The 14,676-nt window shown below is 44.2% G+C and carries 15 protein-coding genes; 8 read left to right on the top strand and 7 right to left on the bottom strand.

What is annotated here, in order from left to right:
- Window positions 1–62 precede the first annotated feature (62 nt).
- Window positions 63–1,877, top strand: a complete 1,815-nt coding sequence (locus V7K35_RS12875; RefSeq protein WP_335079465.1) for a proline--tRNA ligase — start codon at window positions 63–65, stop codon at window positions 1,875–1,877.
- A gap of 334 nt (window positions 1,878–2,211) precedes the next feature.
- Complete coding sequence (locus tag V7K35_RS12870; protein ID WP_335079463.1) at window positions 2,212–2,823, top strand: GerMN domain-containing protein; 612 nt, start codon at window positions 2,212–2,214, stop codon at window positions 2,821–2,823.
- A 77-nt stretch (window positions 2,824–2,900) separates the two neighbouring features.
- Here the strand turns inward: V7K35_RS12870 and V7K35_RS12865 are convergent, their stop codons facing one another.
- From V7K35_RS12865 to efp, 3 genes are all read right to left on the bottom strand, one after another.
- On the bottom strand, window positions 2,901–3,248 hold the full coding sequence (locus V7K35_RS12865) for an ArsR/SmtB family transcription factor (protein WP_334797195.1): 348 nt from the start codon (window positions 3,246–3,248) through the stop codon (window positions 2,901–2,903).
- Between the two features lie 76 nt (window positions 3,249–3,324).
- Complete coding sequence (gene accB / locus V7K35_RS12860) at window positions 3,325–3,882, bottom strand: acetyl-CoA carboxylase biotin carboxyl carrier protein (RefSeq protein WP_335079461.1); 558 nt, start codon at window positions 3,880–3,882, stop codon at window positions 3,325–3,327.
- A gap of 109 nt (window positions 3,883–3,991) precedes the next feature.
- A complete protein-coding gene (gene efp / locus V7K35_RS12855; RefSeq protein ID WP_334797193.1) occupies window positions 3,992–4,549 on the bottom strand; it encodes an elongation factor P in 558 nt (185 codons plus the stop codon).
- A 460-nt stretch (window positions 4,550–5,009) separates the two neighbouring features.
- Here efp and V7K35_RS12850 point away from each other — a divergent pair, with 460 nt between their 5' ends.
- Entirely contained in the window at window positions 5,010–6,116 is a 1,107-nt protein-coding gene (locus V7K35_RS12850; RefSeq protein ID WP_335079644.1) for a peptidylprolyl isomerase, read from the top strand.
- A 70-nt stretch (window positions 6,117–6,186) separates the two neighbouring features.
- On the opposite strand, the gene V7K35_RS12845 is transcribed toward V7K35_RS12850, so the two are convergent.
- Entirely contained in the window at window positions 6,187–6,768 is a 582-nt protein-coding gene (locus V7K35_RS12845) for a Uma2 family endonuclease (RefSeq protein ID WP_335079459.1), read from the bottom strand.
- A gap of 89 nt (window positions 6,769–6,857) precedes the next feature.
- Here V7K35_RS12845 and thiL point away from each other — a divergent pair, with 89 nt between their 5' ends.
- On the top strand, window positions 6,858–7,889 hold the full coding sequence (thiL, locus tag V7K35_RS12840) for a thiamine-phosphate kinase (protein ID WP_335079457.1): 1,032 nt from the start codon (window positions 6,858–6,860) through the stop codon (window positions 7,887–7,889).
- Between the two features lie 39 nt (window positions 7,890–7,928).
- On the opposite strand, the gene V7K35_RS12835 is transcribed toward thiL, so the two are convergent.
- On the bottom strand, window positions 7,929–8,942 hold the full coding sequence (locus tag V7K35_RS12835; protein ID WP_335079455.1) for a type I glyceraldehyde-3-phosphate dehydrogenase: 1,014 nt from the start codon (window positions 8,940–8,942) through the stop codon (window positions 7,929–7,931).
- Between the two features lie 116 nt (window positions 8,943–9,058).
- Window positions 9,059–9,685 carry a nicotinate (nicotinamide) nucleotide adenylyltransferase gene (nadD, locus tag V7K35_RS12830; protein ID WP_335079453.1) on the bottom strand — a complete coding sequence of 209 codons (627 nt, stop codon included), beginning with the start codon at window positions 9,683–9,685 and terminating at the stop codon, window positions 9,059–9,061.
- A gap of 403 nt (window positions 9,686–10,088) precedes the next feature.
- On the opposite strand from nadD, the gene murC reads away from it, so the two are divergent.
- The 4 genes from murC (at window position 10,089) to V7K35_RS12810 (ending at window position 13,773) form a co-directional block, all read left to right on the top strand.
- Window positions 10,089–11,552, top strand: a complete 1,464-nt coding sequence (gene murC / locus V7K35_RS12825; protein WP_335079451.1) for a UDP-N-acetylmuramate--L-alanine ligase — start codon at window positions 10,089–10,091, stop codon at window positions 11,550–11,552.
- A 124-nt stretch (window positions 11,553–11,676) separates the two neighbouring features.
- Window positions 11,677–12,675, top strand: coding sequence for a UDP-N-acetylmuramate dehydrogenase (gene murB, locus V7K35_RS12820; protein ID WP_335079448.1), 999 nt, complete (start codon window positions 11,677–11,679; stop codon window positions 12,673–12,675).
- 177 nt (window positions 12,676–12,852) lie between these two features.
- Complete coding sequence (locus V7K35_RS12815) at window positions 12,853–13,200, top strand: YbaB/EbfC family nucleoid-associated protein (RefSeq protein WP_334797184.1); 348 nt, start codon at window positions 12,853–12,855, stop codon at window positions 13,198–13,200.
- Window positions 13,201–13,269: 69 nt separating this feature from the next.
- On the top strand, window positions 13,270–13,773 hold the full coding sequence (locus V7K35_RS12810) for a low molecular weight protein-tyrosine-phosphatase (protein WP_335079446.1): 504 nt from the start codon (window positions 13,270–13,272) through the stop codon (window positions 13,771–13,773).
- A gap of 61 nt (window positions 13,774–13,834) precedes the next feature.
- Here the strand turns inward: V7K35_RS12810 and V7K35_RS12805 are convergent, their stop codons facing one another.
- Window positions 13,835–14,518, bottom strand: a complete 684-nt coding sequence (locus V7K35_RS12805) for a response regulator transcription factor (RefSeq protein WP_335079444.1) — start codon at window positions 14,516–14,518, stop codon at window positions 13,835–13,837.
- Between the last annotated feature and the right edge of the window lie 158 nt (window positions 14,519–14,676).

Raw genomic sequence — 14,676 nt, 5'->3', positions numbered from 1 at the left:
ATCCTTAATACTTCATACTTTAGTTGACATAGAAATTAGTGAGCAAAGAAAGGCTATAAACGATGCGACTGTCACAAATGTTATTCGTTACACTCCGGGATGATCCGGCTGATGCTGAGATTCCCAGCCATAAATTATTACTCCGTGCTGGTTACATTCGTCGCATCGGAAGCGGTCTCTATGCTTATCTCCCACTGATGTGGCGGGTACTGCAAAAAGTTTCCCAGATTGTGCGGGAAGAAATGAACGCTACAGGCGCACAAGAATGTCTTTTACCGCAATTACAACCTGCTGATTTATGGAAGGAATCGGGACGCTGGGACACCTACACCAAAGCTGAGGGGATCATGTTTTCCCTAATCGATCGCCGTGAACAACAATTAGGATTAGGCCCAACTCATGAGGAAGTAATCACAGCGATCGCTCGTGATATGATTCGCTCTTATCGCCAACTACCACTGCACCTCTACCAAATTCAAACCAAGTTCCGCGATGAAATTCGTCCCCGCTTTGGTTTGATGCGCGGACGGGAATTTATCATGAAAGATGGCTATTCCTTCCATGCCGATGAAGCCAGTCTTAAAGAAACTTACCAGGATATGTATAAAGCCTACAGCAATATCCTGCGACGTTCTGGTTTAGCTTTTCGGGCAGTGGAAGCTGATTCTGGCGCAATTGGTGGTTCTGGTTCCACAGAATTTATGATTTTGGCGGAAGCTGGTGAAGATGAAGTTCTCTACACTGAGGATGGCAAATACTCCGCTAACGTAGAAAAGGCTGTTTCTTTACCAATTGACGCTGAAACCTCACGGTTTACAACCTACGAGAAACGCGATACACCTGGAACAGAAACGATTGAAAAGGTTTGTCAACTCCTTAACTGTTCTCCCACTCAATTAGTGAAAAACGTCCTTTATCAGACAGTTTATGATAATGGAATAACAGTGTTGGTTGTGGTGAACATCCGAGGCGATCAAGATGTTAATGAGGTCAAGTTGCAAAATGAATTGACCAAATTAGCTCCTGAATATGGTGCTAAAACTATTATTAGTTTGAATGTACCAAATGTTGAAGCGCAGCAAACATGGACAGCTAAATCTCTACCTTTAGGCTACATTGCGCCAGACATTGCAGATGAGTATATTACCGCCAATAAACAGATTCATCCCAAGTTTTTGCGCTTGGTGGATCAAACAGTCGTTGATTTAAAAAACTTTGTGACAGGCGCGAATGAAGCTGGCTATCACGTAGTTGGTGCTAATTGGGGTGAGCAGTTTAAGTTACCAGAAAGAGTAGTGGATGTGCGGAAGGCAAGACCAGGCGATCGCGCCATCCATAACCCAGAACAAACCTTACAAAGCGCTCGTGGAATTGAAGCAGGTCACATCTTCCAATTAGGTACTAAATATTCCGAAGCGATGGAAGCAACTTATACCAATGAACAGGGTGAAGAAAAGCCGCTAGTTATGGGTTGTTTTGGCGTCGGTGTGTCACGACTAGCACAAGCCGCCGTAGAGCAATCTTACGATAAAGATGGGATTATTTGGCCAGTAGCGATCGCACCTTATCACGCGATCGTCACAATTCCTAACATTAAAGATGCTCAACAAGTTGAAATCGCCCAAAAACTTTACATAGAACTGAATCAAGCGGGAATTGAAACCCTACTAGATGACCGCGATGAACGGGCGGGAGTGAAATTTAAAGATGCTGACTTGATTGGCATCCCTTATCGGATTGTAACCGGGCGGGCGATCGCTAATGGCAAAGTCGAAGTTGTAGAAAGAGCCACCCGTAAATCTCAAGAAATTGTGATTGATGAAGTTACAACCACACTTCATAAGTGGATTACCGCAGCGATAGAGGGTAAAAATTAGACGCATAGGTGCTTCACCTTCCGCAGGGTAAGGGTGCAAAGGTTTACGCAGAAGAATAAATACTTTACTTTACGTTCCTCTGTGTTCCTTTGCTTCGTAAATTTAATTTTCAATCATCTCCAGAAAGAATGAGATTTACATAATTTGGAGGTGACGGATTAGAAGTAAAAATTCTAGAATTGAATAAGGGACTTGCAGAATTAAAAATAATTGTATTTTGATGCATCAAGCCTCCTCTAAGTTGTGGGAAACTCTCCACTTATAAGTATCGTCTTTAACCAGGCTGCTCCTCACATAACTCCCATATCAGCCCTCAGTCAGGAAGGTTTTGAACATGAAAGACCAACAAGGATCTAATCGTATTTCTTCAGGCGCAATTGCAGCCGTGTCAGCAGTGGTTGTAGCGGTGGGTGGTAGTGTAGCTTGGTTTACTTCCCACTCCAGTAATACTCCCACACCGTCAAACCCCTCTCAACAGATCGCTCAACCAGCAAATCCATCAACTAGGCAGCCAGTTAATGAGCAAACGCCTAACGTTTATTGGCTAAGACCAAAGGACAAAAATATTGCTTTGGTTCCCCAGCCTGTTAAGGTGGCTTCTATACTACCCAACCAGCCTTTAGAGGCAGCTTTTCAAAGTTTGTTAGCAGGCCCAACAGGAGGGACAGATTCAACAACCATCCCTAAAGCAACCAAACTCTTAGGTTTGAAGTCAGAAAATAACGAGGTTCACGTTAATTTATCTGAAGATTTTACCAGCGGTGGTGGTAGCACCTCAATGATCGGTCGCGTGGGACAAGTTGTTTATACTGCGACAACTTTAAATCCCAAAGCCAAGGTGTACATTGACGTGAACGGCAAACCGTTGGATGTTTTAGGTGGTGAGGGTCTAGAGTTAGAACAGCCACTAACTCGTGAAAGCTTTCAGAAAAATTATCCGCTTTAAAAAAGTTAGAGACGCGATTAATCGCGTTTGTGCAGGAGTTAAGAGTTTTAACTCATGACTCATAACTCCTATTAAGCTTACCGATTACCATTTAACACACGAAAATTACGGGCTTGCTGTTCTAACCTTGTGGCGAGGCGATCGCAAACCCGATTACACAAATCAAAAATCATTTGATCTTCCACCCGGTAATAAGCGCAAGTTCCTTCACTGCGGCGGCTAAGGATACCCGCTTGCCACATTACCTTCAGGTGTTTTGACACATTTGCCTGAGAAGTCTGGGTTGCCTCTACCAACTCTTGCACGCATTTTTCCTCATCCCGTAATAAGTGGAGCAGCCGCAGGCGCATCGGCTCACTTAACAGGCTGAAGTATTCAGCTACTTGTTGCATCACTTCTGGCGGTAAAGGCAACGTTTGTTTCATCAGGATTAACCCGCAAGGACTGAAAGTTTTAACGATGACTCATTTGAAATGACTCATTTCCTATATAGATTAATACTTAATCAGGGTTAATTCGCATCAAAGGTTGACCATATTCTACAGCGTCACCATTTTGGAGGAGAATTTCCATCACCTGTCCGGAGACTTCGGCTTCGATTTCATTCATCAGCTTCATGGCCTCAATGATACAGACTGTTTGACCTTTGCGGATGCGATCGCCCACTTCCACAAATGCCGCTTCCCCCGGTGCAGGAGCGCGATAAAACGTTCCCACCATTGGGGAAGGCACTTCTACTAATCTCTGATCAATGATTGAGGGAGGATTTACTGACAGCTGTAATTGTGTCCCAGATCCAGTATTCTCAAATACGCGACCTGTGGCCACCTCTGTTACCGGACTCGTGGTGACCTGATTTGCCCCAGATGAACCCGATGTCAATCCCGAACCTACCACACCGCCTAAGGTCGCTTGACCTGCCGACAACACCTGATTGCTGATACTCACAGCCTTACGAACTGTTAGTTCAAAGTCATCGCTTTTGAGCGTAACTTCTGCAATATCTGTTTGTGCGATAGTTACCAGTAGTTGGCGGATTTCATTAAAGTCCAATGGCACAGTTTTTATTACCTCGACCTATCCGTAAATGAGTATCTTAAGTGTGGCAAGGATTTAATCCCTATGTAGGGATTTAAATCAGGAGCAAGCATCTCGGTGGAGATGAAAGTTATTCCCTGCCTAAGTATTTATCCTCACGCGTATCAATCTTGATGCGTTCTCCTTGGGTGATAAACAAGGGAACCATCACAGTTGCCCCAGTTTCTACAATTGCTGGTTTTGTACCACCTGTAGCCGTGTCACCTTTAACGCCTGGGTCTGTTTGCACTATTTCTAGAACCACAGAATTGGGCAGTTCTACTTCAAGCACTTGCTCGCCCCAACGGATGACGCTGACTTCCATACCTTCTTTGAGGTATTTTATGCGATCGCCAATCTGCGTTATGCTCAATCTGCCTTCTTCGTATGTTTCCATATCCATAAAGACAAACTCATTGCCCTCTTTATAGGTATGCTGCATCGTGCTTTTTTCTAGAGTAGCTTGCGGCAATGTTTCGCCTGCTCGGAACGTTTTTTCCATCACGTTCCCACTCTGAACATTTCTCAGTTTGGTGCGTACAAAGGCAGAACCTTTGCCTGGCTTAACGTGGAGGAATTCGAGTACTCGCCATACAGACCCGTCTAATACAATTGAAACACCAGGTCGAAAATCGTTACTGGAGATCATGAAACTTTCAAATTTTGGAAGACAATCGGCATTTATTGTACCCTTCAAGCGGGGCAATTAGTTATTATTTAGTCATTGGGCATCGGGGAGCTACTGCGCTATCCCCCTTGGCGTTAGCCTCTCACGAATGGGAAAAGGGGAGACGCCAAGGGCGGTAGCGCAGCGGTAGCGAGCCTGCGAGCGTCTGCGGTTTCCCGACTTGTTCGCGCAGCGTCTCCGACAGGAGAAGCAAGTGGCTTGGGCGTGGGTTATTCTTTTTGTCCCCCTTGTCCCGCTACTCACTCCTACTCCCCACTCTTTCTTAGCTTCCCATCTGCTAATCTGGCTCTTTGCATTTAATTTTGACTCAGCACCCAGCACGGGCTAAAAGCCCTACTATCGCTAACAGCACTCCTACTGTGGGAAGATGATTGATGGGTTACGTCCAGTCAACAATTTAATGCTGCATTTGAGTTATCCCATGTCTAACCTATTAAAATCCTGGCTGAAGAACAGCCTAATGGCAATATTGCTGGTGACAATATTTTTAGGCATAACTACAGCTGGGTGGACTCCCTCCAGTAGCGCCGCGCTGCCAGCCGGCAACGCAATTACCGATGGTAAGGCTCTGTTGCGGTATGCACTCCCGATAGATAACAAACCTGTACGGCAACTACAAGCCAGTTTAGAGGACATCTCTGCCCAACTGCGGGCAAATCGGCGGTGGGGTGCTATTTCCAAAGACATCAGCCAAGCATCCCGTATTCTCGATAAACCCTCTCAAATCTTAACAAGCGTTCCCGAAGAACGCCAACCCCAAGCTGAAGCTTGGATTACCGAGTTAAAATCTGGGGTGGGTAAATTGCAAGAATTGGCAGACAGCAAAGATAAAGAACAAATTCTGCAAGACAGAGGCAAACTTCTGAATCTCATAACTCAGTTACAAGAGTCAATGGTGAAAGAATTCCCCTTTGAAGTACCTGCCCAGTACAGTAACCTACCACAACTTAAAGGTCGTGCCACTGTAGAATTCAAAACCAATAAAGGCGATTTGACCCTCGTAGTGGACGGTTATAGCGCCCCTGTCACTGCTGGTAATTTTGTAGATTTGGTGCAGAGGGGTTTTTATAATGGTTTAGAGTTTACGCGTTCTGAAGAATCTTACTTTCTGCAAACTGGAGATCCAGCCGGCAAAGACGTGGGTTTTATTGATCCAAAGACGGGCAAATATCGCGCCATTCCCTTAGAAGTCTTAGTTCAGGGTGATAAAGCACCTACCTATGGCATTACACTAGAAGAAGCTGGTCGTTATATCGATATGCCAGTTCTGCCTTTTTCTGCTTTTGGTGCAGTGGTGATGGCTCGTCCCGAAAGTGAAGTAAATGGTGGTTCATCACAATTTTTCTTCTTTTTGTTTGAACCAGAACTCACCCCCGCCGGACGCAACCTATTGGATGGTCGTTATGCCGTTTTTGGCTATCTCACTGAAGGCAGAGAAATCTTGGATAAATTGAAAGCGGGTGACAAAATTGAATCGGCAACTGTGATTCAGGGAATAGAAAATCTGGTTGAGCCGCAAGCAGCATAAGAGGAGAGCAGGGGAAGCAGGAGATCAGGCAGATGAGGGAGAATAATTACTAACTCTTAACTTCTAACTCCTAACTCCCCTGACTCAGATTCCCAGCGCTAAACACCTGATCAACTGTAATCGCTAATTCTGGAAAAGTCCGTGATCCAATTTTCTCACTGGCGGTAAAAACTGTTTCTTCGTAAAATCCATCTTCCAGTAGTAACAGTGAAATTTTTGACTCTATTGGGTCTACAATCCAATATTCAGGAACCTCTAAAGCTGCATATTCGGAGCGTTTATGACGATAATCCCGTTTCACCGATTCTGGACTGACCACCTCGACAATTAGTAACGGGGGTGACTCAAATACTGCTGAGGCATTCAACAATTCTCTAGCTTGCTCCAGTGTCACTACACACAAATCAGTCAATCTAGATTTATTTCTACCCGTTCTCACCCCACTTTCCCGAAAACATAGCCAAGTAGAGTTACAACGTTTGATTTCTGCTTTCAGGGCAGTATCCAAAAAATCGACAATCAGGAAATGTTGAATAGTCGGTGGGTTCATTAGCTCCAGCTTGCCATCCACCAGTTCATAATGAAAATCGTTGCCATGATCATAGGTTAAGTATTCCTCAAATGTGATGCTGGTTACTGGTGTTGTTACCATCCCAACTGACTCCTAGACGATACTTTTATATTAAACAGTAAAGCAAATCATCAGTTTTCTTAGTAATTTTGCAACACGGAAAACCGATTGTGAACAGTGAGTTATCTTCCCTACAAGTACAAGATATTGGAGAACAAGGTCTTTTAGAAAGATTGCAGCGCTTCTGTCCTCCAGAAATTATTGGAGATGATGCAGCAGTCCTTGTGACTGTACCAGAGCAATCTTTGGTGGTGACTACAGATGTGCTGGTTGATGGCGTACATTTCAGCAATGTCACCACTTCCCCAGAAGATGCTGGTTGGCGAGCTGCTGCTGCCAATTTATCAGATTTAGCAGCAATGGGTGCTTCGCCATTGGGAATCACCGTCGGGTTGGGACTCCCCGGTGAAGTTAGGGTGAGTTGGGTTGAGCGACTATACCAGGGAATGACAGAATGCCTGCAAAAATACAATACCTCAATTGTTGGGGGTGATATTGTGCGATCGCCTGTAATTACTCTGGCAATTACCGCTTTTGGTCAAGCTAACCCAAGTCAAATTATCCGCCGTTCTGCTGCTGTTGTCGGGGATGCGATCGTCGTTACAGGCGTTCATGGAGCCTCAAGAGCTGGCTTAGAATTGCTCTTACATCCCGAATTTGGAGAAAACCTCAACAACGAAGAAAAGACGGCTCTAATCCGCGCACATCAACGCCCACAGCCACGGTTAGATGTCTTACCAATCCTCTGGAAAATCTTAGCATCCCCATGCCCGATGCCCATTGCTGGTATGGATAGCAGCGATGGTTTGGCGGATGCGATTATCCAAATTTGCCGTGCCAGTGGCGTTGGCGCTGTGCTAGAACGCAGACAAATTTCCTTCCCAGCAGCTTTTGACCATTGGCTGACACCAGAGCAAGCGCTAAAATATACTTTATACGGTGGCGAAGACTTTGAATTAGTGCTGTGTTTGCCACAAGAGCCAGCATTAGCCTTGGTGCAACATCTTGGTGAGAGGGCTGCGATCGTGGGCAAGATTACACCCGGATCAACAGTACTATTTCACGACGAACAAAAAAAATTCCCTGACCAAGTTCTAAGTCTTAGCCAGGGATTTCAACACTTCAAAAGTTATGAGTTATAAGTTATGAGTTTTACTCACTCCTCACTCCTAACTCTTTAATTAAACCCACTTCTGGGCTACCAATTCAGCCAAATCTAAGACTCGTTGGCTGTAACCCCACTCGTTGTCATACCACGCCATAACTTTTACTAAGTCATTGCCCATAACCAAAGTCAAGCTGGCATCAACAATCGAAGAAGCATCACTACCTTGATAATCGGAAGATACCAGTTCGAGATCGCTATAGTCCAAAATGCCTTTAAGTGAACCTTCGGCAGCATCTTTGAAAGCTTGGTTAACTTCTTCAGTAATAGTACGCTTCTCAACCTGAACTACGAAATCTACCATTGAGACGTTCGGGGTAGGTACACGCAAGGCAACACCATTTAGCTTGCCTTTGAGGTCTGGGATAACCAGCGCCACTGCTTTTGCTGCACCAGTGGAGGTGGGTACAATATTGATCGCTGCTGCCCTCGCCCGTCGCAAATCTCGGTGAGAAGCGTCTAGCAAGCGCTGGTCACCTGTATAGCTATGGGTGGTGGTCATCGTACCTTTGATGATACCGAACTTATCGTTCAACACCTTGGCGATCGGCGCCAAGCAGTTGGTAGTACAGCTAGCATTACTGATAATATTGTGTATGTTGTGATCATAGTCGTGATGATTCACACCAATCACAAAAGTGCCATCCTCGTTTTTACCAGGAGCGGTAATCAGAACTTTCTTAGCTCCAGCATTCACATGCTTCAGCGCTCCTTCTTTGCTAGTAAACACCCCCGTTGCTTCGATAACTAGGTCAATTCCCCAATCTCTCCAGGGCAACTTTTCTGGGTTGCGATCGGATACGCACTTAATGGTCTTACCGTTAACGATGATAGAGTTATCATCGGCACTAATCTCAGCACCTTTGATCTTCCCTAGCATCGAGTCATACTTCAGCAGATGAGCATTGGTTCTAGGGTCTGACGTGTCATTAATAGCCACAAGGTCGATTTTACTATTCTCTCTACCCACCCAGCAGCGCGCAAAGTTACGTCCAATCCGCCCGAAACCGTTGATTGCAACTCTAATCACAGTGTCTTGCCCTCTGTATTTATGCTTATATGTTGATATCGTTGACCCCAATCATATCGCAAAGGGGGGGAGCAATAATAACCATAAACTGTTAGATCAATAAAAAAACACATAATTTATTCAGATTTGTTCGAGTAGAGATTGTTGTTAGTAATATATGGTCTGACCGATTCCGGGACTAAATAACGAATTGACTGGCGTTCGCGGCAAAATTTGCGAATTAGACTTGACGAAACTCCTACTAAAGGTATATTCAAGAGTTGCCAGTGAATAGTGGATGACTGCTCCCTCAGTTGTTGCTCCACTTGCTTGCAGATTAGTTTGCTTTGAGTTATAGTCTCACCACCTAGCAGTCGGGGTGCGATTAACCAATCACACATTTGTGCTAGTTCGTGTCCACGGTACCAACGGGGTAAGGTTTGGAAAGTATCCAAGCCTACAATCCAGTACCAGTGAGTATTTAGGTAAGAAGCAGATAAGTCGATCAGGGTGTTAATGGCATAAGAAGTCCCAGAGCGATTTGCCTCCACTTGTGAGACAGTAAACGCTGGGTTGTCTTTTATGGCTAATTGCAGCATTTCCACACGATGCTCAAACAAAGCTGCTTCTTTGTGAGGAGGATTTAGGGATGGCACCCAAATTACCTTTTCAAGGGATACTTCTTGCATTGCTGTCTCAGCTACGAGCAGGTGTCCCCAATGAATTGGATCAAATGTGCCACCAAAAATTGCTAGTTGCTGCATCCAGTTATGCCTGGGTTTTATGCAATTGAAAAATAGTTTCATTACCAATGTACTATTGTAGTCAATTCAGGCCTAGACTTGATGCAATTTTAAATAAGTTTCACTAAACAATGTATTATGTAGCCAATTCCAGTAAGGTAGCCAAAAATATGTATTTGACATTACAAGAATTTCTTTCCCGATGTAGCCAAAATTTTGAGAATAATCTTAAGAACAGTTCAAAAATAGCAAAAACCTCCAACCAAGGTAAAATCATTCTGAATAAGCAAAACCAGAGCAGAAACATCATCTGGCCATCAAACATGAACATGATATAGGAGCAGTTACGGTAAAAATCAAATTCCTGTTATGATACGCGTGTCATTTGTGATTATGGTGTGGTGTGGTGTAAGAGGAGCAATAAATGACTAATTCAGTAGATTTTAGTGGTAGACCATTTCATTTCATTGGCATCGGTGGCATAGGTATGTCTGCTCTGGCATACGTTCTCACCAAGCGTCAATTTCCAGTATCAGGTTCGGATCTTCGTCCTAACCACATTACGCACAAATTGGAATCTATTGGTGCTCATATTTTTGGTAGACAAGAGGCAAGCAATCTCGAATTCTTTCGCCCTCAGGTATTGGCTAATGCAGTAGGATTAAATTCACAAGAACAATTACCTACTGCTACTAAGTCAAAACTACCTCAAGTTATTTGTTCAACAGCAATTAACACGAATAATTTAGAATACAAAGCAGCGCTGGAATTAGGTTGTCCAATTTTACATCGTTCAGATGTACTAGCCGCATTAATTTCCGATTACTACAGTATTGCAGTAGCAGGAACACACGGCAAAACTACAACCAGTAGCATGATTGGCTATATGCTTCTGCAAGCTGGTTTAGATCCAACAATTTTAGTGGGTGGCGAAGTCAATGCTTGGTCCGGTAACGCTCGATTGGGACAAAGCCAATATTTGGTGGCCGAAGCAGATGAATCTGATGGTTCTTTGGTAAAACACGCTCCAGAAATTGGCATCATCACCAATATTGAACTCGATCATCCTGACCATTACGATACATTAGAAGAAGTCATTGACATCTTCCAGACATTTGCTGAGGGTTGTAAAACGTTAATAGGTAGCATTGACTGTGCCACAGTGCGCGATCGCTTGCAACCCACAATCAGCTACAGCTTATACTCAGATACCGACGCTGACTACACCGTGACTAATGTTGATTATCGTGCTGATGGCACCACGGCTTTAGTTTGGGAAAGAGGCAAAGCTTTGGGCGTATTGAATTTGCGCCTGCTCAGTCGGCACAATCTCAGCAACGCTCTAGCAGCAGTGGCTGTTGGCCGAGTCTTGGGCTTAGAATTTGGAGCAATTGCCAAAGGCATCGCCACCTTTGAAGGAGCAAGACGACGCTTTGAGTTCCGAGGTGAAGTTGATGGTATTACTTTTATTGATGACTATGCTCATCACCCCAGCGAGATTCGTGCTACTCTGGCCGCAGCACGCTTACAGGCAAGACCAGGGCAAAGAGTGGTTGCCATCTTCCAACCCCATCGCTATAGCCGGACACTGACCTTTTTAAAAGAATTTGCCGAGTCTTTTACCCATGCTGATTTGGTTGTGCTGACTGATATTTACAGTGCAGGCGAACCCGATTTAGGGCAAATTAGTGGTGAACATCTAGCGGCGGAAATTGCTAAACAGCATTCTCCTGTAGTTTATCAACCAACTTTACCCTCAGTGTGTAAGTACTTGCTGCAAACACTACGCCCAGGAGACTTAGCGCTGTTTTTGGGGGCTGGGAACTTGAACCAGGTGATTCCTGAAGTAATTACAACACTTTGTGAGCCAGCTAAAGCCACATCTTAAGTGGAGACTTTGCGAAGTTTTATTTCTGAGCAAAGTGCCCCTCTAGCAACGGTTTCATAGGTTAGCTCTATTACCGGATCTTTGCGCTAAATAAATGTAAAAATTTTACCAAAACAAAGTAAAAATGACCATTTCCCAGGTAGCTGGAAACGTCTGCACAGTTTCTGCTTTGAATACAAAGAAACACCAAACAACTAATTCGGTGGAGAGTGAAGTAATTTACTTACCCAGTACTGATTGTGTGATTAAGTCCCAGGCTTCCTTGTCAGCGTTTACTTCCTATAGGGTTGGGGGAGCTGCTGATTTATACGTTGCCCCCCGAAACTTAGAAGCACTGCAAGCAAGTCTTAAATACGCAAAAGAACGTGATTTAAAGGTGACAACACTGGGAGCAGGTTCTAACTTGCTAGTGAGCGATCGCGGTATATCAGGTTTAGTCATTGCTACTCGTCATCTCCGCTTCAGCAACTTTGACCCCCATACAGGTCAATTAACCGTTGCTGCCGGAGAATCAATTCCCAGCTTGGCATGGGCGGCAGCAGAATTAGGGTGGGAAGGATTGGAGTGGGCTGTTGGTATCCCTGGAACAGCCGGAGGTGCCGTAGTGATGAATGCAGGGGCACATAATAGCTGTATCGCAGATATGTTAGTTAGTGCCCAGGTACTATCACCCGATGGGACGCTGGAAACTATTACCCCAGAACAGTTAAGTTATAGTTACCGGACTTCATTATTGCAAGGTGGCGATCGCATAGTCACCCAAGCCACTTTACAACTCGCGCCAGGTGCCGAGCCAGCAAAAGTTGTGGCAATCACCAAACAACACAAAAAGCATCGGTTGAGCACCCAACCATACAACTTCCCCAGTTGTGGCAGTGTGTTCCGCAATCCCAAACCTTACACCGCAGGCTGGTTAATTGAACAAACTGGTCTCAAAGGCTACCAAATTGGTGGAGCACAAGTAGCACTACTCCATGCTAATTTTATCGTTAATCGTGGTGGGGCAAAAGCTAGTGACATCTTCTGTCTCATTAGTCATATCCAACATCAGGTACAAGAACGTTGGTCTATTCGGTTAGAGCCAGAAGTCAAAATGCTCGGAGAGTTTCAAGCTGCTTGTTGAAACTCTCAATCTCGGAAATGGAGCGTTGGAGATTTGGGATTGGAAAGATGAGAGACAGGGTGTAACCAATGCCCAATGCTAGGATGCATTAATTATTGGTAAAAAAAGAGGCAAATTACTTACCGCATCTATAATTGAATTTGATTTGTTATTCAACGCACAAGCGTAAAACTAATTATGACAGGAAAAGGACAGGGATTCGGCTTTGGCTTAGGAAAAATGAAGGAACTGGCCGAAGCTTTTAAGAAAGCACAGCAAGTTCAAGAAGGCGCAAAGCGACTTCAAGAAGAATTGGAGCAAATGGAGATTCAAGGAGAATCTGGCGGTGGGCTGGTGAAGGTGATTGTCAGTGGTAACCAAGAACCCAAGCGGGTAGAAATTTCTCCAGATGCTTTAGCCGAAGGTGCAGAAGTAGTTTCTGATCTGGTGACAGTGGCAATGAAAGAAGCCTACACCAAGTCCACTGCAACAATGCGGGAACGTATGGAAGAATTGACCAGTGGACTGGAACTTCCTGGATTTTAGTCAAAAGTCATTGGTCATTGGTCTAATGACTTTTGACTTTTGACTTTTGACTAAAGGTAAAAAATATCTATGGCTTACAAGTTGCTATTTGTCTGCTTAGGTAACATCTGCCGATCGCCATCGGCAGAAAACATTATGAATCATCTAATTGAGCAGGCTGGCTTGAGCGATGGCTGTGCCGATTCCAAAGGTGTCCGTATCCTTTGTGACTCTGCTGGTACATCTAGTTATCACATTGGTAGCCCACCTGATAGACGCATGAGTGCTGCGGCTGCTACAAAGTTGGGAATTAAACTGCGTGGTCAAGCCCGCCAGTTTCAAGAGTCAGATTTTCAAGATTTTGATTTGATTTTGGCGATGGATCAAGAAAATTATGAGAACATCCTCGCTCTTGATCAAACTAAACAATATCAGTATAAAGTGCGTTTGATGTGCGAGTTTTGCTCTCGACACACTCTAAAGGAAGTTCCAGATCCGTATTACGGTGGTCAACAGGGATTTAATCAAGTTATTGATTTACTGATCGATGCTTGTGAAGGTCTGCTTACAAAAGTTATGAGTTATGAGTTATGAGTTAGGAATTAGGAGTTAGGAGTTTTAATTCCTCACTCCTCACTTCTAACTCCTCACTTTTTTATTCCACCAGACCATGCTTAATCGCAAAACGTACTAATTCCGCTCGGTTGCTAGTTAAAGTTTTTCTCAATAAACTGCTAACGTACTTTTCCACTGTTCGAGGACTCAGATATAGCTGATGACCCATCTCGGCATTAGAAAGACCATGAGTCAATAACTCTAAGACTTGCTGTTCTCTATGAGTTAGGGATGAGTGCAAGTGGGATTTCTGAATTTGAGTGGACAAAGAATTATAGGTGTCCACCGCTTTTGTTGAGGTGGAAAGACCCAAACTATCTTTATGAGAAAAGCGGTACTCTGATTGAATGATTTGCGATCGCTCTAAAAGATTACGGATTGCTGCTGCTAACTCTTCCAGTTCAAAGGGTTTGGGTAAGTATAAATCGCACCCTGATTGGTAGCCCATAATTCTTTCCTGAGTCTTAGTTCGGGCTGTTAATAAAATTACAGGCAATAACCGAAATACTGGCTGTTGACGCACCCGGCGCACTAATTCGTAGCCATTCATCTGTGGCATGGCGATATCCGTGACAATCAAATCGGGATGATACTCATCCACCATAGCCAAAGCCTCTTGACCGTCATTAGCCATAATTACCGAGTAGCCAGACAGTTCAAGATAGTCGCTAATATACAGACGAGTGCCCAAATCATCATCCACTACAAGGATCGTCAAGGGCATGGACAATACACCCCTAGCATTTTTTTACTCAGAAATTTGCTTTTACGTACTCCATCAGTGAACACAAGCAAGAATAGTGTTCTTATGTTTCATCCTATGACAGGATTACCAGCTAATGAATGCCTTCAGGGTTGATTTATAAAGGGAATCTTAAATCT

This window comes from Nostoc sp., from assembly GCF_036917275.1.
Classification (GTDB): Bacteria; Cyanobacteriota; Cyanobacteriia; order Cyanobacteriales; family Nostocaceae; genus Nostoc.
This window is presented reverse-complemented; position numbering and strand designations above follow the sequence as displayed.

What these genes read in the sequence shown, in the direction of transcription:
- V7K35_RS12875 (WP_335079465.1), top strand. Translation starts at nt 63, where the DNA reads ATGCGACTGTCACAAATGTTATTCGTTACACTCCGGGATGATCCGGCT.
- V7K35_RS12870 (WP_335079463.1), top strand. Translation starts at nt 2,212, where the DNA reads ATGAAAGACCAACAAGGATCTAATCGTATTTCTTCAGGCGCAATTGCA.
- V7K35_RS12865 (WP_334797195.1), bottom strand. Translation starts at nt 3,248, where the DNA reads ATGAAACAAACGTTGCCTTTACCGCCAGAAGTGATGCAACAAGTAGCT.
- efp (WP_334797193.1), bottom strand. Translation starts at nt 4,549, where the DNA reads ATGATCTCCAGTAACGATTTTCGACCTGGTGTTTCAATTGTATTAGAC.
- V7K35_RS12850 (WP_335079644.1), top strand. Translation starts at nt 5,010, where the DNA reads ATGTCTAACCTATTAAAATCCTGGCTGAAGAACAGCCTAATGGCAATA.
- V7K35_RS12845 (WP_335079459.1), bottom strand. Translation starts at nt 6,768, where the DNA reads ATGGTAACAACACCAGTAACCAGCATCACATTTGAGGAATACTTAACC.
- nadD (WP_335079453.1), bottom strand. Translation starts at nt 9,685, where the DNA reads ATGCAGCAACTAGCAATTTTTGGTGGCACATTTGATCCAATTCATTGG.
- murC (WP_335079451.1), top strand. Translation starts at nt 10,089, where the DNA reads ATGACTAATTCAGTAGATTTTAGTGGTAGACCATTTCATTTCATTGGC.
- murB (WP_335079448.1), top strand. Translation starts at nt 11,677, where the DNA reads ATGACCATTTCCCAGGTAGCTGGAAACGTCTGCACAGTTTCTGCTTTG.
- V7K35_RS12815 (WP_334797184.1), top strand. Translation starts at nt 12,853, where the DNA reads ATGACAGGAAAAGGACAGGGATTCGGCTTTGGCTTAGGAAAAATGAAG.
- V7K35_RS12810 (WP_335079446.1), top strand. Translation starts at nt 13,270, where the DNA reads ATGGCTTACAAGTTGCTATTTGTCTGCTTAGGTAACATCTGCCGATCG.
- V7K35_RS12805 (WP_335079444.1), bottom strand. Translation starts at nt 14,518, where the DNA reads ATGCCCTTGACGATCCTTGTAGTGGATGATGATTTGGGCACTCGTCTG.